At 73.8% G+C, this 22,407-nt stretch carries 18 protein-coding genes; 11 read left to right on the forward strand and 7 right to left on the reverse strand.

The features are described 5' to 3' along the window. Positions 1-46: 46 nt before the first annotated feature. Positions 47-1,267 carry a beta-ketoacyl-[acyl-carrier-protein] synthase family protein gene (locus WDV06_RS29285; RefSeq protein WP_395512812.1) on the reverse strand — a complete coding sequence of 407 codons (1,221 nt, stop codon included), beginning with the start codon at positions 1,265-1,267 and terminating at the stop codon, positions 47-49. Between the two features lie 186 nt (positions 1,268-1,453). Next, entirely contained in the window at positions 1,454-2,434 is a 981-nt protein-coding gene (locus WDV06_RS29290; RefSeq protein ID WP_395512813.1) for a helix-turn-helix domain-containing protein, read from the reverse strand. Positions 2,435-2,576: 142 nt separating this feature from the next. Between WDV06_RS29290 and WDV06_RS29295 the strand changes: the two genes are divergently transcribed. Together WDV06_RS29295 and WDV06_RS29300 are read left to right on the forward strand one after the other, a co-directional pair. Beyond that, positions 2,577-3,944, forward strand: a complete 1,368-nt coding sequence (locus WDV06_RS29295) for a protein phosphatase 2C domain-containing protein (RefSeq protein ID WP_395512814.1) — start codon at positions 2,577-2,579, stop codon at positions 3,942-3,944. A gap of 547 nt (positions 3,945-4,491) precedes the next feature. Continuing rightward, on the forward strand, positions 4,492-4,869 hold the full coding sequence (locus WDV06_RS29300; RefSeq protein ID WP_395512815.1) for an ATP-binding protein: 378 nt from the start codon (positions 4,492-4,494) through the stop codon (positions 4,867-4,869). Positions 4,870-4,955: 86 nt separating this feature from the next. Here WDV06_RS29300 and WDV06_RS29305 read toward each other — a convergent pair whose 3' ends face one another. After that, positions 4,956-6,041, reverse strand: coding sequence for a DUF2637 domain-containing protein (locus WDV06_RS29305; protein ID WP_395512816.1), 1,086 nt, complete (start codon positions 6,039-6,041; stop codon positions 4,956-4,958). Between the two features lie 192 nt (positions 6,042-6,233). Then, positions 6,234-7,103 (reverse strand): (2Fe-2S)-binding protein, encoded by an 870-nt coding sequence (locus WDV06_RS29310; RefSeq protein ID WP_395512817.1) that lies wholly within the window; start codon positions 7,101-7,103, stop codon positions 6,234-6,236. Between the two features lie 206 nt (positions 7,104-7,309). Here WDV06_RS29310 and WDV06_RS29315 point away from each other — a divergent pair, with 206 nt between their 5' ends. After that, a complete protein-coding gene (locus WDV06_RS29315) occupies positions 7,310-7,951 on the forward strand; it encodes a GntR family transcriptional regulator (protein WP_395512828.1) in 642 nt (213 codons plus the stop codon). 417 nt (positions 7,952-8,368) lie between these two features. On the opposite strand, the gene WDV06_RS29320 is transcribed toward WDV06_RS29315, so the two are convergent. Next, entirely contained in the window at positions 8,369-9,142 is a 774-nt protein-coding gene (locus WDV06_RS29320; RefSeq protein WP_395512818.1) for a hypothetical protein, read from the reverse strand. Between the two features lie 157 nt (positions 9,143-9,299). Continuing rightward, a complete protein-coding gene (locus WDV06_RS29325) occupies positions 9,300-10,976 on the reverse strand; it encodes a PucR family transcriptional regulator (protein WP_395512819.1) in 1,677 nt (558 codons plus the stop codon). Positions 10,977-11,229: 253 nt separating this feature from the next. Here WDV06_RS29325 and WDV06_RS29330 point away from each other — a divergent pair, with 253 nt between their 5' ends. From WDV06_RS29330 to WDV06_RS29365, 8 genes are all read left to right on the forward strand, one after another. Next, a complete protein-coding gene (locus tag WDV06_RS29330; protein ID WP_045951909.1) occupies positions 11,230-12,123 on the forward strand; it encodes an FAD binding domain-containing protein in 894 nt (297 codons plus the stop codon). A 2-nt stretch (positions 12,124-12,125) separates the two neighbouring features. Then, positions 12,126-12,725 carry a (2Fe-2S)-binding protein gene (locus WDV06_RS29335; RefSeq protein ID WP_395512820.1) on the forward strand — a complete coding sequence of 200 codons (600 nt, stop codon included), beginning with the start codon at positions 12,126-12,128 and terminating at the stop codon, positions 12,723-12,725. 2 nt (positions 12,726-12,727) lie between these two features. Continuing rightward, positions 12,728-15,127, forward strand: a complete 2,400-nt coding sequence (gene pucD, locus WDV06_RS29340; RefSeq protein WP_395512821.1) for a xanthine dehydrogenase subunit D — start codon at positions 12,728-12,730, stop codon at positions 15,125-15,127. A 320-nt stretch (positions 15,128-15,447) separates the two neighbouring features. Then, positions 15,448-16,911, forward strand: a complete 1,464-nt coding sequence (locus tag WDV06_RS29345; protein WP_395512822.1) for an NCS2 family permease — start codon at positions 15,448-15,450, stop codon at positions 16,909-16,911. A 116-nt stretch (positions 16,912-17,027) separates the two neighbouring features. Continuing rightward, entirely contained in the window at positions 17,028-18,191 is a 1,164-nt protein-coding gene (locus WDV06_RS29350) for an XdhC family protein (RefSeq protein ID WP_395512823.1), read from the forward strand. Between the two features lie 114 nt (positions 18,192-18,305). Next, positions 18,306-19,607 carry a YncE family protein gene (locus WDV06_RS29355; RefSeq protein ID WP_395512824.1) on the forward strand — a complete coding sequence of 434 codons (1,302 nt, stop codon included), beginning with the start codon at positions 18,306-18,308 and terminating at the stop codon, positions 19,605-19,607. Positions 19,608-19,664: 57 nt separating this feature from the next. Next, positions 19,665-20,168 (forward strand): septum formation family protein, encoded by a 504-nt coding sequence (locus WDV06_RS29360; protein WP_395512825.1) that lies wholly within the window; start codon positions 19,665-19,667, stop codon positions 20,166-20,168. Between the two features lie 62 nt (positions 20,169-20,230). Next, positions 20,231-21,469 carry a GNAT family N-acetyltransferase gene (locus WDV06_RS29365; protein ID WP_395512826.1) on the forward strand — a complete coding sequence of 413 codons (1,239 nt, stop codon included), beginning with the start codon at positions 20,231-20,233 and terminating at the stop codon, positions 21,467-21,469. A gap of 40 nt (positions 21,470-21,509) precedes the next feature. Here the strand turns inward: WDV06_RS29365 and WDV06_RS29370 are convergent, their stop codons facing one another. Beyond that, a complete protein-coding gene (locus tag WDV06_RS29370) occupies positions 21,510-22,259 on the reverse strand; it encodes a terpene synthase family protein (protein WP_395512827.1) in 750 nt (249 codons plus the stop codon). Positions 22,260-22,407: the final 148 nt, after the last annotated feature.

Here is a 22,407-nt window from a genome sequence, read left to right on the forward strand (position 1 = left end):
CCCCCGGCGGTGGCCGGGGGAGGCGACGGGCGCGGGCGGGCAGGGGTCAGGCCGAGGTGAACAGCACGGCGGCGTTGTGGCCGCCGAAGCCGAACGCGTTCGCCAGCGCCGCCGGCACCGGCATCCGTCGCGCCACGCCCGCCACCACGTCCAGGCCGACCGCGGGATCCGGGACCTCCAGGTTGCGGGTCGGCGGCACCACCCCCTCGTACACCGCCCGCACCGCCGCGACGGCGCCCACCGCACCCGCGGCCCCGAACAGGTGCCCGGTCATGGACTTGGTCGCCGTCACGGCGGCGTGGGCCCCCACGGCCTCGGTGACCGACCGCGCCTCCACCAGGTCACCCGCCTGCGTCGACGTCGCGTGCGCCAGCACGAGCGCGACGTCGGCGGGGGCGAGCCCGGCCGCCTCCAGCGCCGTCCGCATCGCGCGCACCTGTCCCGGCGCGTGGGCGGCGGTGATGTGGTGGGCGTCCGAGGTCACCCCGGCCCCCGCCAGCCGGGCGTACGCCCGCGCCCCCCGCGCCGCCGCGAACTCCGCCCGCTCCAGCACCAGCAGCCCCGCGCCCTCGCCGATGACGAAGCCGTCGCGACCGCTGTCGAAGGGCCGGGAGGCCGCCGCGGGGTCGTCGTTGCGCGTCGAGTGCGCCCTGGCCTGGGCGAAGCCGGCCAGCGGCAGCGGGTGCACGCAGGCCTCCGTACCGCCGGCCACCACGACGTCGGCCCGGCCGAGCCGGATCAGGTCCAGGGCGAGCGCCAGGGCCTCACCGCCGGAGGCACAGGCGCTGACCGGCGTGTGCGCGCCGCCCCGCGCGCCGAGCTCGATGGACACCCACGCCGCCGGGCCGTTGGCCATCAGCATCGGCACCGTGTGCGGGGAGACCTTGCGCACCCCGGACGCCTCCAGGACGTCGTCCTGCCCGAGCAGGGTCAGCGCCCCGCCGGTCCCGGTCCCGACGACCACGGCGAGCCTCTCCGGCTCCACCTCCGGGCGCCCCGCGTCGGCCCAGGCCTCGCGGGCGGCCACCAGCGCCAGCTGTTCGCACCGGTCCAGGCGCCGGGCCCGGACCCGCTCCAGCACCTCGGCCGGGTCCCGCCGCACCCGCCCGGCGATCCGCACGGGCAGCGACGCCGCCCAGTCCTCCTCGATGGCGCGGATGCCGTTCTCGCCGCGCAGCATCGCCCGCCAGGTCGTCTCCGCGTCCCCGCCGAGCGGGGTGGTGGCCCCCAGGCCGGTCACGCAGACCTCGGTGATGCCCGTACGCATGACTCTTCCCCCTTGTGGTGATGCGACAGCCGGTCGGGCCGTCCGTCCCACCACTGTTTCAAGCGGGTAACGGGTTCATGAGCGTCATCATCGATCGATTCAAGATCACGGATTTGTGGGGTCCGGCCATGGCCGAGCATCATCCGGCCCCGTCAGGAACGGCTGGGGCGGACCCGCGCGCCGGTGCTACCGGGCCACCCAGCCCCGTTCGTAGGCGTGCCAGCCGAGCTGGAGCCGCGTGGTCACCCCCGCCAGTTCCATCAGGCCCTTCACCCGGCGCTGGACCGTGCGCAGGCCCAGCTCCAGGTGCTTGGCCACGCTGGAGTCCGTCATCCCGGCCAGCAACAGGGTCAGGATCTCCAGGTCCGTGGCGTCCGGCACCCCGCCCGACTCCTCCGGCGCCCCGGTCGTCCCCAGCCGCAGCGGGACGGCCTCGCGCCAGACCGCCTCGAACAGCCCCAGCAGGGACTCCAGCAGGCCCGAGGCGTGGACGACGAGCGCCGCCGGCTCCGTGCCGCGCGCGGTGAGGGGGACCATGGCGAGGGTGCGGTCCGCGATGACCAGGCTGGTCGGGACCCGGCCCGTCACCCGGACCCGTTCGCCCCGCACCAGTGCCGTCGACGCCTCCCGGATCCCCGTCGGCAGGCCGAGGACGTCCCGCTCGATGACCACCCGGTACGCCACGCCCCGTACGGCGGCCTCCTCCTCCGTCGGCTCGTTGTCCATCCCCGACACGACCAGCGGGCGTGCGCTGGCCAGTGCGCACACCTCCTCCACGGCGCCCAGCTGGATCTGGTGGAAGCGGTGCGCGACGGCGCTGGCCCCCGTCACCACCTCCACCAGGTCGGCCACGCCCGCGTCCGCCGCCTCCACCCGGTACTCCCGCGCCAGCAGCTCGGCGGCCAGCTCGGCCTGCTCCAGCTCCTGCCGCTGCCGGGTCAGGAGGGCGCCCAGCGCCGCCTCCGGCGGCGCCGCCACCCAGCGGCCGGGCCGGGCCGAGGAGCGGGCGGCCAGGCCGTGCCGCTCCAGCTGCCGCAGGGTCCGCTCGGTCTGCGGGAGCGGCAGCGTCAGCCGGTGGGCCAGGTCCGCCGCCTCCGCCGCCCCGAGTGCGACCAGCGCGCGGTACGCCGACTCCTGGCCCTCGTCCAGGCCTATTGCCCCCAGCAACCCGTCCACCCCACTCTCACAGCCGTTCCGGGCCATCTTCCCCGCACCCGCCGTCCGTTTGCCAAGGTGGCGCCGCCGGACCGGGGGGACCTTTTCGTGCATTCGGGGTTTTCCGCCGCCCGGTGGGGCCGACAATGAGGGCATGAGTCAGCAGGGCGCGGAGGACTGGTGGCAGAAGCTGTACGAGGACCCGGACGCGGGGTCCGGACCCGACCCGGGGGACACGCTGGACCAGCGCTTCCGCTCGGCGTCGGTCCTGGTGGGCGATGACGCTCCGGCGCCGCCCGGGCCCGGACCGCGGCCCTCGCAGCCCCCGCTGCTGCCCGGCCCCCGGAACCCGGACCCCGCGCCCGGGCCCCCGGCGCCGCCCGGGGCGCCACCCTCCCGGGCCGCCGCACCGCCGGGGCCGGGCGGGCCGCGCCCGCCGGTGCCGCCGGAGCCGGACACGGTCCCCGTGCCGCCGCGGTCCGACACACCCCCCGCGCCCGTGCCGCTGCGGTTCGACAAACCCGCCGGGCCCGTGCCGCCGGGGCCGGACGGACGGGTCGCGCGCGACCCGCGGGTGACCGGGGCCACCGGGTACGCGGAGGGCGACGTGGCCGTGCCGCCCGCACCGCCGGAGACGCGGCGGGAGCCCCGTTCCGGGCCCCTGCCCGAGCCGGCCGGGCGGCCCGCGGTGACCCACCTCGGGGACCGGGCCCCGACCTACGCCGCCGAGCCGGGAGCGCTCCCCGCCGCCGACCCGGCCGAACTGGACGTCCTCACCCCCGACACCGTCCTGGAGGGGGCCCGCTACGGCACCTACACCCTGCGCGCCGCCTCGCTGCGCGGGGACTCCGCCCGCTACCGGGGCGACGCCCGCCGGGACTTCCTGCTCACCGCCCGCTTCGGCAGCGGGGACGACGCCCTGGTGCTGGTGGTCCTGGCCGGCGGGGACCGCGCCGCCCCCGGGGCCCGGGAGGCCGCCGCCGAACTGGGGCGCTCCGTCGCGGCCGCCGTGGGGCGCAGCCGGGAGCGGCTGGCCGAGGACATCCGGGCGAGCCGCCGCGAGGCCCTGCTCTCGGGGCTCCAGCGGCTCACCGACCGGGGCTACGGGCGGCTGCGGGCCCGGGCCGCCGAACTCGGGCTGGACCAGGAGGCCTACACGGCGGGGCTGCGCGGACTGCTGCTGCCGCTGGACCCCCAGTGCCCCCACCGGATCTGCTTCGGCGCCGGAGCGGGCGGGGTCTTCCGGCTCCGCGGCGGCCGCTGGCAGGACCTGGAGGAGGACGCGGCCGGGGCCGCCGGCTTCCGCTTCCGTGCCTCCGTCGCCCGGCCGGGCGACACCCTGCTGCTCTGCTCCGGCGGTCTCGCGGCCCCCATGCGCGAGGAGGGCCTGCTCGGGGCCGAGCTCGCCGCCCGCTGGTCCCGGGGGGACCCGCCGGGACTGGCGGCCTTCCTCGCGGACACCCAGCTGCGCCTCAAGGGATACGCCGACGACCGGACGGCCGCCGCGGTCTGGGAGGCGTGACCGGGGCCGTCAAGGGGTGCCGGTGCCGGACGACGGCGGTTTCTCGGTGGGGTCGGAGATTGCCTCCGCACCGTGCAGTACGGCGCACCCGTCAAAGTGCCCCTCTTCGGCCGCCCCCGTCCGCGGGGGGCGGCCGGCGCCTGCCGGTTTCCGGCCGCCGCGGGCAGGCGGCCCCACGGACCGCCGCGCCCCGCGGCACGGTGGCCCGCTCTGGTGGACGGGGTGCCGGAGGGCGGTGCGCTGTCGGTTCCACCGAGAACCGGTGTCCGGGCGGTGACCGGATTCGCACCATCCGACAGCGGGGCCATGTCGGGCCGGGGGCGGCCCGGCCGGGAAGGGTGGCCGGATCCCGCCCGTGCGAGGTGCCCGCGGGATGAGGGCGAAGGAGTGTGAACCCGCCCCGGGGGCATGCATCCCGTAGGCCTGTTCGAGAGCCAGGCACTGGAATACGGGGAGGTATATCGCCGTGCGCGTGGGGGCGAAGACCGGGAAGCCGTGGCGGAGGGGCCGGCCGGTGCCGCGCGAACCGTCCCAGGACCGTGCGGAGATGACGCGCAGCGTACCCCGGGCCGATCTGAAGGCGGTGGGTCAGGTCCGCAGGGACCTGCGGGAGCTGCTCCGCCACCGCTGCGGGGCCGACACGGCCCACGTGGCCGAACTGCTGATCACCGAGCTCGTCACCAATGCCCTCGTCCACACGGAAGGGGGTGCCGAGGTGTCCGCGAGCGTCAAGGACGCCCGATTACGGGTCGAGGTCCGCGACCGGGCCGCCCGCCGGCCCCGGCCGTACGTACCGTCCGCCGACGACGGTACGCACGGACGGGGGCTGGTCCTGGTGGAGGCGCTCGCCGACACCTGGGGGGTGGACCCGATGGGGGTGGGGCCGGGCAAGGTGGTCTGGTTCGAGCTGGAGGACGCCGGATAGCGGAGCGCCGACTCCGGGCGTGGGTCGGCGGGGCCGCCCGAAGGCCGCCCCGCCGGGGACCGGTGCCGGTCCGGCCGCGTGGCCGGTCAGCCGAACTGCTGCTCCAGGTCCTTCAGTTTGCGCTCCAGTGAGTCGAGTCGGGGGATCGTCTGGGTGTCGTCCTCGGCGGTGAGGTCCACCGTCCGGGGTCCGGCCGGGTCAGCGGCCTCGGCCGCGTTCACGGCCTGCAGGGAGGGCCTTTTGGGGGTCCCTCCCAGCGGCAGCCGGGGGAGCAGGGGCAGTTGTCCCGGTTCCGATATGGCCGGCTCCGCGCCGACCCGCGCGGAGCCCGTCCCGGGGGTCAGCCCCGGCAGGTCGACCTGACGCGCCCGGGCCCGCCCGAACGCCCTGTTCTGCCGGCCCAGCGCCTTGATGCGGGCGCGGTCCAGACGGTGCTGCTCCCGCCTGCGGTGGCGGTCCTGCTCCCGCTCCTTCTTGTCCTCGCGCACCTCGTCGACAGCCTCGTCGAGCGTGCGGACGCCTTCCAGCAGCATCAGCGACCAGGCGCCGAAGGTCTCCCTCGGGGCCCGCAGCCAGCGGACCATGCGGATCTGCGGCAGCGGGCGCGGGATCAGGCCCTGCTCGCGCAGGGCCGCCCGGCGGGTCTGCTTGAGCGCGCGGTCGAAGAGGACGGCCGCCGAGAGCGACATCCCGGCGAAGAACTGCGGGGCGCCGTCGTGGCCCGAACCCCGGGGCGCGTGGACCCAGTTGAACCAGGCGGCCGCCCCGGCGAACAGCCAGACCAGCATCCGGGAGCCCAGGGCCGCGTCACCGTGGCTGGCCTCGCGGACGGCCAGCACCGAGCAGAACATGGCGGCGCCGTCGAGGCCGAAGGGGACCAGGTACTCCCAGCCGCCGGAGAGGTTCAGGTTCTGCCGGCCGAAGCCGACCAGCCCATGGAAGGAGAGCGCGGCGGCCACCGCCGCGCAGCAGAAGAGCAGGACGTACGAAGCGGTGCCGTAGACGGCCTCCTTGCGCCGCCGCCGCTCCTCGCTGCGTTCCCAGCTGTCGTCGGCCGCGGCCTTCTCGCTCTCACGCTTGCCCCGGGCCAGCACCGCCACTGCCGCAAGCACGCCCAGGATCAACAGGCTGCCGGGCAGCAGCCAGTCCAGCGATATGTCGGTCAGTCTCATGCGGTTGTCCCTTGCCTCGCGTATGCGGCGTTCCGGGCGACATAGTGGCGCAGCCGGTGCGTGGTGCACGTGGGTTTCGGGTCAAGTGGACGCCAACGGGGGCCCGGGCCCGTCGGATAGGGTGTTGTGGCTCGAACTCCTGCTCGGAGATAGCGAGTTGAGTTCGAATCGGCTTCATCCGGTGGGGTGGGTTCATCGGGCGGCGGCGGTGAGCCGGGCGATCCTTTCGGCGTCCCGGGTGCGGGGGCAGGTCGTACACGTGTCCTCGGGGCGGACCGTGTAGAAGAAGCAGCAGCCGGCCCGGTCCCGGGTGGTGAGGTCCCCGCCGCCGGGGCCGGTGAGCGTACGGAAGCGAGCGCCGCCCGGGTACGGGGCGAGCGGGCCGGGCAGCAGCAGCTCCAGTTCGCGCACCGCCCGCGCCTCCTCCCCGAGCAGGCTCCCGAGGTACCAGAGGCCCTCGACGACCTCGTCCGTGGCGGTGGCCCACAGGGCGCGCGGGCCGCGCCGCATCCGCGGGCCGAACCCCTCCAGCAGCGGTCCGAGGTGCTGGGCCACCGCCGCCCGCACCTCCTCGCGCAGCTCCTCCTCGCCGGCCACGGTCCGCGCGCCGGGGAGGGCCGCCGCGGGGTCACCGGGCAGGCAGGCGAACTCGTCGACGCGCACGGCCATCCGCCCCTCGGTCCGGTGGAAGGCCACCCGGTCCACCGGAAGCCGGGGCACCCGGCGCTCCAGGAACCACGGGACGGTGATCAGCAGGCAGGCCGGCCAGGCGTACCGGTGCAGGCCGAAGCCGGCCGCGACGTCGGGCCGCGCCGGACGCCCGTAGTCCCGTACGACCTGATCCGCGTCCCAGGTGAGGTGGGCGTCGAGTGCCCCGCCGCCCGCCGCGAGCTCGTGCGCGCCGACCCAGCCACCACCGGCGGGGAGGGGTTCGTGCGCGCCGTGCTCGTGGATCCGCAGGCCCGGGTAGGCGGCCGTCAGGCGCCCGTACGCGCGTGCCACGGGAGAGCCGGCCGCGGCGGGTGCGGGCGGGTGCGGGGCGGGGGGAGCCGAGCCGGACATGACGGACCGCCGAATCGTGCGTGGTGAGGAAGGGTAGCCTTACCTTAGCTGATCTCGGTCGATCCGTCCGCGCCGGGCCGTCGCCTATCCTCGGATGCGGTCGAGACCCGGAGGAGGACCGAGTGCGCGGAGCGGCCCATGCCCTGGTGTCGGAACCGACGGAGCCGGCAGAACCGGCGGAACCGCCGCGGCCGGGCGGCCCGGCGGTGCGGCCGGCGATACCGGCACAGAAGGTGCTGCGCCATTCGGTGCGCGGACAGGTCCTCGACGCGCTGCGGGCCGCGCTGGTCGACGGCGAGCTGGTGCCGGGGGAGATCTACTCGGGCCCGGCGCTCGGCGAACGGTTCGGTGTCTCCGCGACCCCGGTCCGCGAGGCGATGCAGCAGCTGGCGCTGGAGGGGGCGGTGGAATGCCTGCCCAACCGGGGCTTCCGGGTGCTGACCCGGACCGCGCGGAGCCTGGCCGAGCTGGCCGAGGTGCGGGCCCTGATCGAGGTGCCGGTGATGCTCCGGCTGGCCCGCTCGGTGCCGGCCGCCACCTGGGAGGGGCTGCGCCCGGCCGCCCTCGCCACCGCCGAGGCGGCCGCCGCCGGGGACCTGCCGGCGTACGCGGAGGCGGACCGGGCCTTCCACCGCGCGGTGCTGTCGCTGACGGACAACGGCCAGCTGGTGCAGGTCGCCGAGGAGCTGCACCGGCGCGCGCAGTGGCCGCTGCCGGGGGTTCCGCGGGTGCGGTGCGCGGACCTGGTGGCCGACGCGGCCGAGCACTGGGCGCTCCTGGAGGCCCTGATCGCCCAGGACCTCCCGGTGGTCGAGTCCCTCGTCCGCGAGCACTTCGCGGGGGCGTAGGGCCTGCCCGGACCCTCCCCCGGCTACCGCCGGGGACACCCCCCGTGCGCTGCGCGCCCGGTGCCGCCTCACACCCCGCCCGGGCCGGACGTGTCCCGCCCCGGCCGCGTATGAGGCGCCGGGGCCACCCCCGTCGGTTTCCGGGGGCGGGAGCCTTTGGGCAACGGGCGACGGCCGCGTGGCGGCCGCGCCCCGCGCAGCGGCCCCTCGCCCGCGGAACGGCCACCGGAGCTCCGCCCGGGCCGTTGGTTTCGTGCGGGTGGGGGAGTCCGTCCCGCGTAGCGGCCCCTCGCCCGCGGAACGGCCACCGGAGTTCCGCCCGGTCGGCGGTTCCGCGCGGGCACCGGCGGACGGAGTCCGTCCGCGGCGGCGCGAAGCCGGGGAGGCGTCCCGGCGCCGAGCCGCGCGGGCGGTGCGTCAGGGGGCCGCCGGGCGGAGCTGGTCCGCCAGCCAGGTCGGGATGCCGCCCAGGAGGTGGAACAGCCTCCGCGCCTCCGCCCGCAGCCGCGAGGCCTCCGGCTCGGGCTCCACCTCGGCGAGGGCGGCCAGCGCAGGGGCCGTGCCGACCAGGAAGCCCAGGTCCTCCCGGATCCGCAGGGACTCCGCGAACCCCTTGCGGGCCTCGGCCACCTCCCCGTCCCGCAGGGACAGCGCGGCCAGGTGACGCCAGGTGAAGGACAGCAGCAGCACGTCCCCGTGGGCCTCCGCCCCCGCGTGGGCGCGGTGGTAGGCCGGCCGGGCCGCCTGCGGGGCGTCCGCCAGGTGCTCGGCGACCAGGCCCCGCCGGAAGTCCAGCAGCGGCCGGGTCCGCGACGTCGGGGACAGCAGGGCCGCCGCCCGGCCGAGCGCCGAACGGGCCTCGTCCGCCCGGTCCCGTACACCGAGCACGGTCGCGGCGTAGGCCAGGTGGCCCCGCTCGCAGGCGGCCGCCCCGCGCTCGTCGTCGTCCCGGGCCGTGGCCTCCGCCGCCCGGAGCGCGTCCTCCGCCTCGGCCCACCCCTGCCCGGTGAACAGGCACCGTTCCACCAGGAGCGCGGTCCGCTGGACCGCCGCCCCGGCCTCGTGCGCGTACGGCGTCAGCAGGGCCGCCGCGTCCGTCCAACAGCCGCGCGAGCGCAGCCGCCATATCGCCCGCTGGAGGGGGTCGTCGCCCCCCGTTGATCCCGCACCGGACATGGCGGTATCCGCCACATTGCCCTCCCCGAAGCAACCAAGCAGCACGTCGTTGAGCCCTGGGGCGAAATGAGAGCACGGATCGGCTGCCTCGGCCAAGGGGTCGGGTGAACTCTTTCACAAAGTCCGGACGGTTCGTCAGCGGCCCCCGTCCGGCCCCTTCGCGCCCGTTTGGTCAGCTCATGCGCAGTGCCAGGAAGAAGTCCAGCTTGTCCTCCAGGCGGGAGAGGTCGCGCGCCGTCAGCTGCTCGATTCGCCCGACCCGGTAGCGCAGCGTGTTGACGTGGAGGTGCAGGCGCGTCGCGCAGCGGGTCCAGGAGCCGTCGCAGTCGAGGAACGCCTCCAGCGTCGGGATGAGCTCCGCGCGGTGCCGGCGGTCGTAGTCCCGCAGGGGGTCCAGCAGCCGGGCCGTGAAGGCGCGGCGCACGTCGTCCGGGACGAACGGCAGCAGCAGCACGTGCGAGGCGAGCTCGTGGTGGCCCGCGGCGCAGACCCGGCCGGGACGGGCGGCGGCGACCCGGCGGGCGTGCCGGGCCTCCTCCAGTGCCCCGCGCAGCCCCTCGGCGGAGTGCACGGCCGCGCTGACGCCCAGGGTGAGCCGGCCGTCCTCGGCCAGACCGGCCGCCAGCGGCTCCCGGACGGACGTCAGCAGCGCGTCGGCGTGGAGGGCGGAGTCCGGGCCCTTGTCCTCGCCGGAGTCGCCGGGGAGTGCGGGCAGCGGCACCAGGGCGATGGCCTCGTCACCCGCGTGGGCCACCGCGATCCGGTCGGACGGCTCCGGTCCGGACAGCGACGGGTCGACGAGGATCTCCTCCAGCAGCGACTGGGCGACCGGGCCGCCGGGGATGTCCCCGCCCTCCCAGTCCACCCGTGCCACCACGACCTGCCAGTGCGGGGCGGAGCCCAGGCCGGGCAGCAGCACCGGCGCGGCGACCCGCAGGCGGGCGGCGATCTCCGCGGGCGGAGCGCCCGTCTGGACCAGCTCCAGCACCTCCTGCGCCAGCCGGCGGCGCACCGTACGGGCCGCGTCGCGGCGGTCCCGCTCGACGGCGATCAGCTGGGTGACGCCCTGGAGCAGGTCGAGCCGCTCGGCGGGCCAGTCGCCCGCGTCGGCCTCGACGGCCAGCAGCCAGTCGGACAGGACGCTCTCCCGCACGTCGCGGGCGCCGGGGCCCTGGCCCCGGCCCGCTCCCCTGATCGGGAAGAGCGAGTAGGTAATACCCTGGATGGACAGCCGGTGCGGGCCCCTGCGGCCGGTCCGGACCGCCGCGAGGTGTTCGCCGGCCAGCGTCGCGCAGATGCCCGGGGCCAGGGGCTCGCCCGCCCCGGCGATCTGCCGGCCGGTCGGCGAGAGCACCCAGGCCCGCAGATCGAGGTCCGTGGTGAGCAGATCCAGCACCACATCGGGACCGCCGCCCGCCGGCCCCGAGGTCATCAGCCGCCGGTGCCGGTCGACGACCGCCGCCAGGTCCCCCGCACGCTCGCCGGAGACCTGCCGCACCACGTACTCGGTGATGGTGGCGAATGCAACGTCCTCGTTCACCGCGAACAGCGGGAGCCGGTTGCGCCGACAGGCTGAAACGAGATCGTCGGGGATGTCGCCCAGTTCCGCCTCGCCGGCCGCGAGACCGGCCACGCCCGCGCTCGCGAGAATTCGTACGAAAGGCTCGGAGTCGGCTGAATTTCTTCGCCATGCCAGGCCGGTGAGGACGAGTTCTCCTCCGGAGAGATATCGGCTGGGATCCCTCAGGTCGGTCGTCATGACCCCGCGGACCGTCCGGTCGAGTTCTTCCTCGCCGCCCAGCAGCCGCAGTCCCAGCGCCTCGGTTTCCAGCAGTGCGCGCAGCCGCATGATGTCGCCGCCGATCTGTCTCGAATGTTGCCGTTGGAAATCGGGCAGGTCGTCGCATCCTGCCTTTCATACGAATCTACAAGACGAGGGAGGTGCCCAGCCAACTGCTTCATGGTTTCGGTGACTGCACCCCGGGGCCCCGGGCTTGTGTACTGGCTCCACACCGCGTTAACAGCACGTGAACGACCAGTCGAGGGCCCCTAGGCCTCCTGGCTTGAAGTGAACGGCCCGACTAAGAAGAAGAGAGCCGCACATGGACTTCCTTCGCCCCGCCAGCTGGGAGGAGGCACTCGCCGCCAAGGCCGAGTACCCCACAGCTGTGCCGATTGCGGGTGGCACCGACATCATGGTCGAGATCAACTTCGACCACCGCCGTCCGGAATACCTCCTGGACCTCAACCGCATCGAGCTGCTGCGGGAGTGGGAGGTAGGCGAGGAGGTCACCAAGCTGGGCGCCTCCGTTCCGTACACCCAGATCATGGAGAACCTGCGCGGTACGCTGCCGGGTCTCGCGCTCGCCTCGCACACGGTCGCGTCCCCGCAGATCCGCAACCGCGGCGGTGTCGGCGGCAACCTCGGTTGCGCCTCGCCCGCCGGTGACTCCCACCCCGCCCTGCTGGCCGCCGGCTGCGAGGTCGAGGTGGAGTCCGTACGCGGCTCCCGCCTGATCCCGATCGACGAGTTCTACACCGGTGTCAAGCGCAACGCGCTCGCCGCCGACGAGCTGATCAAGTCGGTCCACATCAAGAACGCCACGGGGCCCCAGCAGTACTCGAAGGTCGGCACCCGCAACGCGATGGTCATCGCCGTGTGCGGCTTCGGCCTCGCGCTCCACCCCGACACCCGCACGGTCCGTACGGGCATCGGCTCGGCCGCCCCGACCCCGGTCCGGGCGAAGGCCGCCGAGGAGTTCCTGAACGCCGCGCTCGAAGAGGGCGGTTTCTGGGACAACGGCAAGGTCATCACCCCGTCGATCGCCAAGCAGTTCGGTGAGCTCGCGTCCGCCGCGTGCAACCCGATCGACGACGTCCGCGGCACGGCGAAGTACCGCCGTCACGCGGTTGGCATCCTTGCTCGCCGCCAGCTCGTCTGGACCTGGGAGCAGTACCGCGGCACCAACGGCCGCTCGCTTGAAGGGGCTGCGTAACCATGCGCGTCAATTTCACCGTCAACGGTCGTCCGCAGGAAGCCGACGACGTCTGGGAGGGCGAGTCCCTCCTCTACGTGCTGCGTGAGCGCCTGGGCCTGCCCGGCTCGAAGAACGCGTGTGAGCAGGGCGAGTGCGGTTCCTGCACCGTCCGCCTCGACGGCGTGCCGGTCTGTTCCTGCCTGGTCGCGGCCGGCCAGGTCGAGGGCCGCGACGTCGTGACCGTCGAGGGCCTGGCGGACTTCGCCAAGCAGCGCGAGGAGCACGGCCACGCCTGTGGCACCGGCGCCTGCGGCGGCGGCAAGGGCGTGTCCACGGACGAGGCCAGGCAGTGGTCCGCCAAGGGCACCGACTCCCAGACCGGCGAGGGCGTGGAGCTCTCCAACATCCAGCAGGCGTTCATCGACGCCGGCGCCGTCCAGTGCGGTTTCTGCACCCCGGGTCTGCTCGTGCAGGCCGACGCGCTGCTTGAGAGCAACTCGTCCCCGTCCGACCAGGACATCCGTGAGGCCCTGTCCGGCAACCTCTGCCGCTGCACGGGCTACGAGAAGATCCTCGACGCGGTCCGCCTCGCGGCCGCCCGTCAGGGAGAGGCTGTCTGATCATGGCCAACACCCGCACCACGCCTTCCGGGACCCCGACGAACGTCACCCAGAAGCACACCAAGGGCGGCATCGGCGAGTCGACGCTGCGCCCGGACGGAACCCTCAAGGTCACCGGTGAGTTCGCGTACTCCTCGGACATGTGGCACGAGGACATGCTCTGGGGCCAGACCCTGCGCAGCACCGTCGCCCACGCCGAGATCGTCTCCATCGACATCTCCGAGGCCCTGGCCATGCCGGGCGTCTACTCGGTCCTGACGTACGACGACCTGCCGGCCGAGATGAAGAACTACGGTCTGGAGATCCAGGACACCCCCGTCCTGGCCAACGGCCGGGTACGCCACCACGGTGAGCCGGTCGCCCTCGTGGCCGCCGACCACCCGGAGACCGCCCGCCGCGCGGCCGCCAAGATCAAGATCGACTACAAGGAGCTGCCGCTCGTCACGGACGAGGCCTCCGCCCTCGCCGCCGACGCGCCGCTGATCCACCCGGGCCGCGACGACCACCACTCCGGTCACGTCCCGCACCCGAACATCGTGCACCGCCAGCCGATCATCCGCGGCGACGTGGAGGAGGCCCGCAAGCGGGCCGACGTGATCGTCGAGGGCGAGTACACCTTCGGCATGCAGGACCAGGCCTTCCTCGGACCGGAGTCCGGCCTCGCCGTACCCGCCGAGGACGGCGGCGTCGACCTCTACGTCGCCACCCAGTGGCTGCACTCGGACCTCAAGCAGATCGCCCCCGTCCTCGGCCTGCCCGAGGAGAAGGTGCGCATGACGCTCTCCGGCGTCGGCGGTGCCTTCGGCGGCCGCGAGGACATCTCGATGCAGATCCACGCCTGCCTCCTGGCGCTGGCCACGGGCAAGCCGGTCAAGATCGTCTACAACCGGTTCGAGTCCTTCTTCGGCCACGTGCACCGCCACCCGGCGAAGCTCTGGTACGAGCACGGCGCCACCAAGGACGGCAAGATCACGCACATGAAGTGCAGGATCGTGCTCGACGGCGGTGCCTACGCCTCGGCCTCCCCGGCCGTCGTCGGCAACGCGTCCTCCCTCTCGGTGGGTCCGTACGTCATCGACGACGTGGACATCGAGGCGATCGCGCTCTACACGAACAACCCGCCCTGCGGCGCCATGCGCGGCTTCGGCGCCGTCCAGGCCTGCTTCGCGTACGAGGCCCAGATGGACAAGCTCGCGGCCAAGCTGGGCATGGACCCGGTCGAGTTCCGCCAGCTGAACGCCATGGAGATGGGCACCATCATGCCCACCGGCCAGGTCGTGGACTCCCCGGCCCCGGTCGCCGAGCTGCTGCGCCGGGTCAAGGCCCGCCCGCTGCCGCCGGAGCGCCAGTGGGAGACCGCCGGCGAGGCCGCGGACCTGCGCGCCCTGCCGGGCGGCCTGTCCAACACCACGCACGGCGAGGGCGTCGTCCGCGGTGTCGGCTACGCGGTCGGCATCAAGAACGTCGGCTTCTCCGAGGGCTTCGACGACTACTCCACCGCCCGCGTGCGCCTGGAGGTCATCAACGGCGAGCCCGTCGCGATGGTCCACACGGCCATGGCGGAGGTCGGCCAGGGCGGTGTCACCGTCCACGCGCAGATCGCCCGCACCGAGCTCGGTGTCACGCAGGTGACCATCCACCCGGCCGACACGCAGGTCGGCTCCGCCGGTTCCACGTCCGCCTCGCGGCAGACGTACATGACCGGTGGCGCCGTGAAGAACACCTGTGAGGCCGTGCGCGAGGCGCTGCTGGAGATGGGCCGCCGCAAGAACGGCTCGTACCACCCGGCGTGGGCCCACGCGGAGCTCCTCCTGGAGGGCGGCAAGGTCGTCACGGACGGCGGGGAGGTCCTCGCGGACATCGCCGACATCCTGGAGGGCGAGGCCATCGACCTCGAACTCGAATTCCGTCACCGGCCGACCGTCGCGTTCGACCTGGTCACCGGCCAGGGCGACGGCCACGTCCAGTACACCTTCGCCGCGCACCGCGCGGTGGTCGAGGTGGACACCGAGCTCGGCCTGGTCAAGGTCGTCGAGCTGGCGACCGCCCAGGACGTCGGCAAGGCGCTGAACATGCTCTCCGTGGTGGGCCAGATCCAGGGCGGTACCACGCAGGGTCTCGGCGTGGCGGTCATGGAAGAGATCATCGTGGACCCGAAGACCGCGAAGGTGCGCAACCCCTCCTTCACGGACTACCTGATCCCGACCATCCTCGACACCCCGACCATCCCGGTCGACGTCCTGGAGCTCGCCGACCCGAACGCGCCGTACGGCCTGCGCGGTCTGGGCGAGGCCCCGACCCTGTCGTCCACCCCGGCCGTCCTCGCGGCCATCCGGGCGGCGACCGGGCTGGAGCTCAACAAGACGCCGATCCGTCCGGAAGCCCTCACCGGGACCCTTTAGGACGGCGCGGTCCGGGGGCCCAGGCCCCCGGACCCCCTCGGACTCTCCGGGCGGTGTGACACGGGAACGTCACACTTGCCGCCACACCGCCCGGAGCACCGAAGTAACCGCACCGCTCGCGGTCAGCTTCACCCGCAGTACCCCTGCGAGAACCCCCACGTAGTACCAGCGGTCACCCCCGCACTACCCGCAGTACACGCAGTGCACCTTTCGCGTCGCCTCGGGCCGTCACCCCGGGTCGTGCAGCCAACGCAGTTTCCCAAATCCCGCGTCTCCAATCTTCATGCGGGTGCCCCTTTGAACCTTGGGAGTCAGGCACCATGACCCAGTCGTCTGTGGAGCCCAAGACCACCGCGGAAGAGGCCGGCGACGGCACTCTGAACCCCGCGGGGCGTTCTTGGCTCGACCGCTACTTTCACATCACCCATAGAGGGTCGAGCATCGGCACCGAAATTCGTGGCGGCGTCACGACTTTCATGGCGATGGCGTACATCCTCCTGCTCAACCCGCTGATCCTCTCCGGCAAGGACGTCGCCGGAGACACGATGAGCCAGAAGGCCCTGATCACGGCCACGGCCTTCGCGGCCGCCGCGACCACCCTCCTGATGGGCTTCATCGGCAAGGTCCCGCTGGTCCTCGCCGCCGGCCTGTCCGTCTCGGGTGTCCTGTCCTCGCAGGTCGCCCCGCAGATGACCTGGCCGCAGGCCATGGGCATGTGCGTCATGTACGGCGTCGTGATCTGTCTCCTGGTCGTCACCGGCCTCCGGGAAATGATCATGAACGCGATCCCGCTCGCGCTCAAGCACGCGATCACCATGGGCATCGGCATGTTCGTCGCCCTGATCGGTCTCGTGAAGGCCGGCTTCGTCGGCAAGGGCCCCGAGTTCGGTCCCCCCGTCCAGCTTGGTTCGGTCGGCGAGCTCGCCGGCTGGCCGGTCCTGATCTTCTGCATCACCCTGCTGGCGATCTTCATGCTCCAGGCCCGCAAGGTCCCGGGCGCGATCCTGATCGGCATCGTCGGCGGCACCGTCATCGCGGCCATCGTCAACGCCGTCGTCGACATCGACCCCAAGGCGTGGAAGAACGGTCCGCCGGTCCTCGACGGCTCCGCGATCTCGATGCCCGACTTCTCGCTCTTCGGAAAGGTCGAGTTCGGCGGCTGGGGCGACGTGGGCGTCATGACGGTCGGCATGATCGTCTTCACCCTCGTGCTCGCCGGCTTCTTCGACGCCATGGCCACCATCATCGGCGTCGGCACCGAGGCCAAGCTGGCCGACTCCCAGGGCCGCATGCCGGGCCTGTCCAAGGCGCTGTTCATCGACGGTGCCGGTGGCGCCATCGGCGGCATCGCGGGCGGCTCCGGCCAGACCGTCTTCGTCGAGTCCGCCACCGGTGTCGGCGAGGGCGCCCGCACGGGCCTCGCCTCCGTCGTCAGCGGTCTGCTCTTCGCCGCCTGCCTCTTCTTCACCCCGATCACCCAGATCGTGCCGGGCGAGGTCGCCTCCGCCGCGCTGGTCGTCATCGGCGCGATGATGATGCAGAACGCCCGCCACGTGGACTGGGCCGACAGCGCGACCGCGATCCCGGTCTTCCTGACCGTCGTGATCATGCCCTTCACCTACTCGATCACCCCCGGTGTCGCGGCCGGTGTCCTCTCCTACGTGGCGATCAAGGTCGCGCAGGGCAAGGCCCGCGAAATCGGCGGGTTCATGTGGGCGCTCACCGCCGTCTTCCTGGTCTTCTTCGCCCTCCACCCCATCGAGGCGTGGCTCGGCGTCAAGTAGTCCGGCGAAGATCGGTACCGACCCGATCGGCACCCGGCCCCCGCGGCCCGGTGCCGGTCGGGTCACCCCCCTTCACGCAACCCATACTGGAATCCGAACCTCCGAGGAGGCCGCACATGCTGGACATCGCCGAAGAACTGAGCCGGTGGGTCGAGCAGGGACGTGACTTCGCCGTCGCCACGGTGGTGGCGGTGGGCGGCAGCGCGCCCCGGCAGCCCGGAGCCGCCCTCGCCGTCGACGCGGAGGGCACGGCCATCGGCTCGGTTTCCGGCGGCTGCGTGGAGGGCGCGGTGTACGACCTGTGCCGGCAGGCGCTGGAGGACGGCGAGACCGTCCGGGAGCGCTTCGGCTACAGCGACGACGACGCCTTCGCCGTGGGTCTGACCTGCGGCGGGATCATCGACATCCTGGTCACCCCGGTGCCCGTGGGCTCCCCTCGGCGAGAGGCCCTGGCCACCGCCCTGCGCGCCGCGGCGAACGGCGAGGCGGCCGCCCTGGCCCGGATCGCCGAGGGCCCGGCCGAGCTCAGGGGCCGCGCCCTGGTCGTCCTCGGCGACGGCACCTTCGAGGGCGGCTTCGGCGGCCACCCCGAGCTGGACCGCACCATCGCCGAGGAGGCCCGCGCCATGCTGGACGCCGGCAGGACCGGCGTGCTGGAGATCGGCGCCGACGGCCGGCTCTGCGGCGAGCCCCTCAAGGTCCTCGTCGAGTCCAGCGTCCCGCCCCCGCGGATGATCGTCTTCGGTGCCATCGACTTCGCCTCCGCCCTGGTGCGGATCGGGAAGTTCCTCGGCTACCACGTGACGCTGTGCGACGCCCGGCCCGTGTTCGCCACGAAGAAGCGTTTCCCCGAGGCGGACGAGATCGTCGTCGACTGGCCGCACCGCTACCTCCAGGCCCAGGCCGAGTCCGGCGGCACCGACGCCCGTACCGTCCTGTGCGTCCTGACCCACGACGCCAAGTTCGACGTCCCGCTCCTCGAACTGGCCCTCAAGCTGCCCGTCGCCTACGTCGGCGCCATGGGATCGCGGCGCACCCACGAGGACCGCAACAAGCGACTGCGCGAGGTCGGCGTCACCGAGCTCGAACTGGCCCGGCTGCGCTCCCCGATCGGCCTGGACCTGGGCGCCCGCTCCCCGGAGGAGACCGCGCTGTCCATCGCCGCCGAGATCGTGGCGAACCGCCGCGGCGGCACCGGCGCGGCACTGACCGGCGCGCACATCCCGATCCACCGCGACTCCTCGAACACCGTGATCGGCCGCATCGGCTCCGTCGCCTGAGCACGCGGAACCCGGGCACGACCGAAGGCGCACCCTCCCGGGGGTTGCGCCTTCTTCGCGTGCCGCCTATTTTACCGGCCGGTAACGGAGCTTCTTCGCAACGGAGTTGAGCGGATGTCCCGGTACGGTCGCACCCCTTCACGCACCCTCCGCCTCGCCTGCGCCCTGGCGCTGGCGGGACTCGCGGCCGCACTGGGCCCGGCCGCCGCCGCATCCCCCCGGCCGGAGCCCGCCGCCGAACCCGGGCTGCGGGAGGTGCTCCTCGTCGGCAACAACTGGGAGGGCACCGCCGACGTCCTCGCCTCCACCGGCGACCTCGCCCGCGTCGGCCGGATCGACGTGATCCCCGACAAGGAGGAACGGCTCCGAGAGATCTACCTCAACCCGGTCAGACTGGGCTACTTCCTCGGCATCCGCGCCACGGCCGGCGAGGGCCACGACCAGTTCGCCGACGACATGTACACCACCCCCGACGGCACGGCGGTGGTCGTCTCCCGCCCCAGCTTCGCCGACGTCGTCTCCGTCGACCTGCGCACGGGCCGCGTCAACTGGCGCTTCCCGGTCGCCGGTTACCGCTCCGACCACATGGCCGTCTCGCCCGACGGCACCCGGGTGGCCGTCTCCGCCTCCACCGCCAACACCGTGCACGTCCTCGACATAGCCACCGGCCGCCAGGTCGGCTCCTTCGCCACCGGAGACAAGCCGCACGAGAACACCTTCACCCAGGGCGGCCGCCTCCTGTGGAACAGCTCCATCGGGGACGTCACCTCCGCCCTCGACGCACCCTGGCTGGACTGGACGAAGGGTGACCGCAAGCTGACCGTCGTCGACGCGCAGACCTTCCGCACCGTCCGGACCGTCGACATGCGCGCACGCCTCGACGCCTTCGGCCGGAGGGACCTCTCCGACGCCGTCCGCCCCATGGTCTTCACCCCCGACGAGTCCACGCTCTACTTCCAGGTCTCCTTCTTCAACGGCATCGTCGAGTACGACGTCGCCACCGACCGGATCACCCGGATCAAGACCCTCCCCGAGAACCCCGCCACCAGCACCGACCGCACCACCTGGGTCAACGACTCCCGCCACCACGGCCTGTCCGTGAGCCCCGACGGCGGCAAGCTCTGCGTCGCCGGCACCATGGACGACTACGCCACCGTCGTGGACCGCGCCACCCTCGCCGAAGGCCCGCTGATCCCCGCCGACAAGCCCTACTGGGCCACCGTCGACGGCGACGGCAAGGGCTGCGTCATCTCCGAGAGCGGCGCCGACCGGGTCACCGCCATCGACTTCGCCACCGGGGCCAAGCGGGTCTCCGTCCCCGTCGGCGACCACCCCCAGCGGGTCCGCCTCGGCCGGATCCCGGCCGACTGGAGCGGCCCCGGCTCCCGGCGGGCCCCGGAGCCGGTGCGGGAGTAGCGTGGGAAGCGCAGCGGCCGCCGCGTCTCGCGCCCCAGTGCAAGGAGAGCCGCGCCCATGTCCAGACCGCCCCGATCACCGTGCACCCGCGCCGCCCACGGCGCGGCCCTCGCCCTCGTGCTGCTCCTCGGGATCTCCGGGGCCGGCCGGGCCTACGCGGCCGCGCCCTCCGGCGACACGGACGAGCTCACGGCGGGCGACTGCTTCAACGCCAGTACCGCCCCCAAGGACTACAAGACCGGCCAGGTGACCCAGGGGCCCCTGTCCGTGGACGTCGTCCCCTGCGGCGAACCCCACCAGTCGGAGGCGTACGCCGTCCTCACCCTGCCCGACGGGCCGTACCCCGGCGAGGGCGGACTCCTGCGCATCGCCCGCGAGAAGTGCGGCGGCGCCACCCTCACCCGCTACGTGGGCCCCCACGCGAAACTCTCGGCCACGTTGACGGAGTACTTCTACGGCCCGGCGGCCGACGGCTGGAAGGCGGGCGACCGCCGCCTCATCTGCTACCTCAGCGAACCCGGAGGCAAGACCACCGGATCCCTCCGGGCCACCGCATCCTGAGTTCGCACAGATCAAGCCACTATGGTGCGAGCCGTCCGCGATGACCGATTAGTCTCCTGATCATGGTGGACATCCGCGAGGTACCCGAGGACGACATCGCCCGCGCCCAGGAGCACGCCTACCTGGCCTTCCACGACCGGCCCGGTCCCGAACGCCGCGCACGCCACCACGCCCTGCTCCGCCTCTGCGACCGCCTCGGCGCCTACGACGGGGACACCCTCGTCGGCTTCATGGCGGCCCACCCCTTCCGGCTCTCCGTCCCCGGTACCGAACTCGGCTGCCCCGGCCTGACGTTCGTCTCCGTCGCCCCCACCCACCGCCGGCGCGGCGTCCTCACCGCCCTCATGGACGAACGGCTGCGCCGCGCACGGGCCGCGGGGAACCCGCTCGTCTGCCTGTGGGCCTCCGAAGCCGCCATCTACGGCCGCTTCGGCTTCGGCCCCGCCACCCAGGGCCTCACCGTCGAGATCGACTCCACCCGCCCCCTCGCCCTGCGCATCACCCCCGACCCGCGCCCCCTGCGGCTCGTCGACCCCGCCGACGCCCTCACCGTCGTCGGCCCCTGCCACGAGGCCGCCCGCCACCGCCGGGCCGGCCGGCCCGACCGCAGCCCCGCGCGGTGGACCGAGGAATGGCTCGGCGAACAGGACGAGGACGACGAGGAGTTGGGCCCTCCCCGGATCGCCGTCCTGGGGGATCCGGGACAGCCGCCGGCCGGCTACCTCCTCTACCGCACCAAGCAGGAGGACGAGGACGGCGACGGGCGCACCCGCAGCCCCGGCCTGGTCCGCGTCGACGAACTGGAGGCCGACACCCCGGCCGTCGCCGCCGCCCTCTGGACGTACGCGGCCTCCCTCGACCTCACCGGCACCGTCCGTGCCTGGGGCCGCCCGGCCGACGACCCCCTGCTCCACTTCGCCGCCGACCGCGACCAGGTCAGGGTCACCGCCCAGTTCCCGGCGCTCTGGCTGCGCCTGGCCGACGTCAAGGAGGCGCTGACCGCCCGCGCGTGGGCCGCCCCCGTGGAACTCGTCCTCGAACTGCGCGACGCACGGCTGCCGTCCAACGCCGGACGGTACCGGCTCAAGGCGGGGCCGGGCGGGGCGACGTACGAGACCGCCCGCGCCTCCCCCGACCTGAGCCTGGACGTACGGGACCTGGCCGCCTGCTACCTGGGCGGGACCCGGGTCACCGAACTCGTGGCCGCCGGCCTGGTCGCCGAGCACGCACCGGGCGCGGCGGCGGCACTGGACGCGGCCCTGCGCACCGGCCTGCTGCCGCACACCGCCGACGAGTTCTGAACGGCGGGGGCGGGCGAGCGGACCGCCCCCGCCGCCCGGTTCAGACGGGCAGCCCGATCCGCGCCGCCGCCATGCCGAAGCCGCTGCTCAGGACGGTGGCGGCCAGTGCGCCGCCGCCCTGCCGGCGTAGCTCGTCCTCACCATAACGCCGCACGCGCCGGTGCCAGTTGAGGACCCCGGCCAGCCAGTCCCGGAGTTCGTCCGCGTAGGCGTCGAGACCGGCCCGGCCCTCCGCGTCCAGCCCGCGGTCCTCGCAGAGCCGTGGCAGGAGGTTCGCGACGATGTGCTGGAACTCCTCCACCCGCTGCTTCATGAGGGAGTGACAGATGTGGAGCGCCTCGGGATAGCCGATGTCGAAGAAGGTGCGGGTGACGACCAGGTGGTTGTGCATGTCGCCCTCGAACTCCACCTCCTTCTGGTAGGAGAAGATGTCGTTGATGAGGCAGCCGATGTCCGCGGCCGCGTTCTCCAGCGACCGGACGGTCCCCGAACGGTAGATCTCCTCCGGGACACCCCGGCCCCCGTGACCGAGCCGGCACATGTACATGGTCAGTTGTGAGCCGAAGGTGCGGCGGCGCATCTCCGCGTAGTCCACCGGGTCCGGGACGCGGTGGTGGGACCGGTTCTCCACCTCCCACACCCAGCTCTCCAGCATGTCCGCCATGGTCGCCCGGAACTCGGCGCGGGCGGCCCCGGTCATGCCCGCGACGGTCCGGTCCCACAGGTCGGCGAGGGAGCGTTCCAGGACGGTGACCGGCGCCGGAGCGGCCCCGGCGCTGTCCGTCGGCATCATCGAGAGGAGCCGTGGCGGGGGGGGGGGGGGGCGGCCCCCCCCGGCCGCCCGCCCCCCCCCCCCCCCCCCCGCCTTCCCCCCCCCCCCCCCCCCCCCCCCCCCCCCCCCCCCCCCCCCCCCCCCCCGGCCCCCCCCCCCCCCCCCC

Origin of the sequence: Streptomyces racemochromogenes (assembly GCF_044129415.1) — a bacterium.
Lineage (GTDB): Bacteria > Actinomycetota > Actinomycetes > Streptomycetales > Streptomycetaceae > Streptomyces > Streptomyces racemochromogenes_A.

Bases quoted from the DNA above. Each gene is read 5' to 3' on its own strand.
- WDV06_RS29285 (WP_395512812.1), bottom strand. From the start codon at position 1,267: ATGCGTACGGGCATCACCGAGGTCTGCGTGACCGGCCTGGGGGCCACC.
- WDV06_RS29305 (WP_395512816.1), bottom strand. From the start codon at position 6,041: ATGAGACTGACCGACATATCGCTGGACTGGCTGCTGCCCGGCAGCCTG.
- WDV06_RS29330 (WP_045951909.1), top strand. From the start codon at position 11,230: ATGGACTTCCTTCGCCCCGCCAGCTGGGAGGAGGCACTCGCCGCCAAG.
- WDV06_RS29345 (WP_395512822.1), top strand. From the start codon at position 15,448: ATGACCCAGTCGTCTGTGGAGCCCAAGACCACCGCGGAAGAGGCCGGC.
- WDV06_RS29350 (WP_395512823.1), top strand. From the start codon at position 17,028: ATGCTGGACATCGCCGAAGAACTGAGCCGGTGGGTCGAGCAGGGACGT.
- WDV06_RS29295 (WP_395512814.1), top strand. From the start codon at position 2,577: ATGAGTCAGCAGGGCGCGGAGGACTGGTGGCAGAAGCTGTACGAGGAC.
- WDV06_RS29365 (WP_395512826.1), top strand. From the start codon at position 20,231: ATGGTGGACATCCGCGAGGTACCCGAGGACGACATCGCCCGCGCCCAG.
- WDV06_RS29310 (WP_395512817.1), bottom strand. From the start codon at position 7,103: ATGTCCGGCTCGGCTCCCCCCGCCCCGCACCCGCCCGCACCCGCCGCG.
- WDV06_RS29360 (WP_395512825.1), top strand. From the start codon at position 19,665: ATGTCCAGACCGCCCCGATCACCGTGCACCCGCGCCGCCCACGGCGCG.
- pucD (WP_395512821.1), top strand. From the start codon at position 12,728: ATGGCCAACACCCGCACCACGCCTTCCGGGACCCCGACGAACGTCACC.
- WDV06_RS29335 (WP_395512820.1), top strand. From the start codon at position 12,126: ATGCGCGTCAATTTCACCGTCAACGGTCGTCCGCAGGAAGCCGACGAC.
- WDV06_RS29300 (WP_395512815.1), top strand. From the start codon at position 4,492: ATGACGCGCAGCGTACCCCGGGCCGATCTGAAGGCGGTGGGTCAGGTC.
- WDV06_RS29355 (WP_395512824.1), top strand. From the start codon at position 18,306: ATGTCCCGGTACGGTCGCACCCCTTCACGCACCCTCCGCCTCGCCTGC.
- WDV06_RS29325 (WP_395512819.1), bottom strand. From the start codon at position 10,976: ATGCGGCTGCGCGCACTGCTGGAAACCGAGGCGCTGGGACTGCGGCTG.
- WDV06_RS29370 (WP_395512827.1), bottom strand. From the start codon at position 22,259: ATGCCGACGGACAGCGCCGGGGCCGCTCCGGCGCCGGTCACCGTCCTG.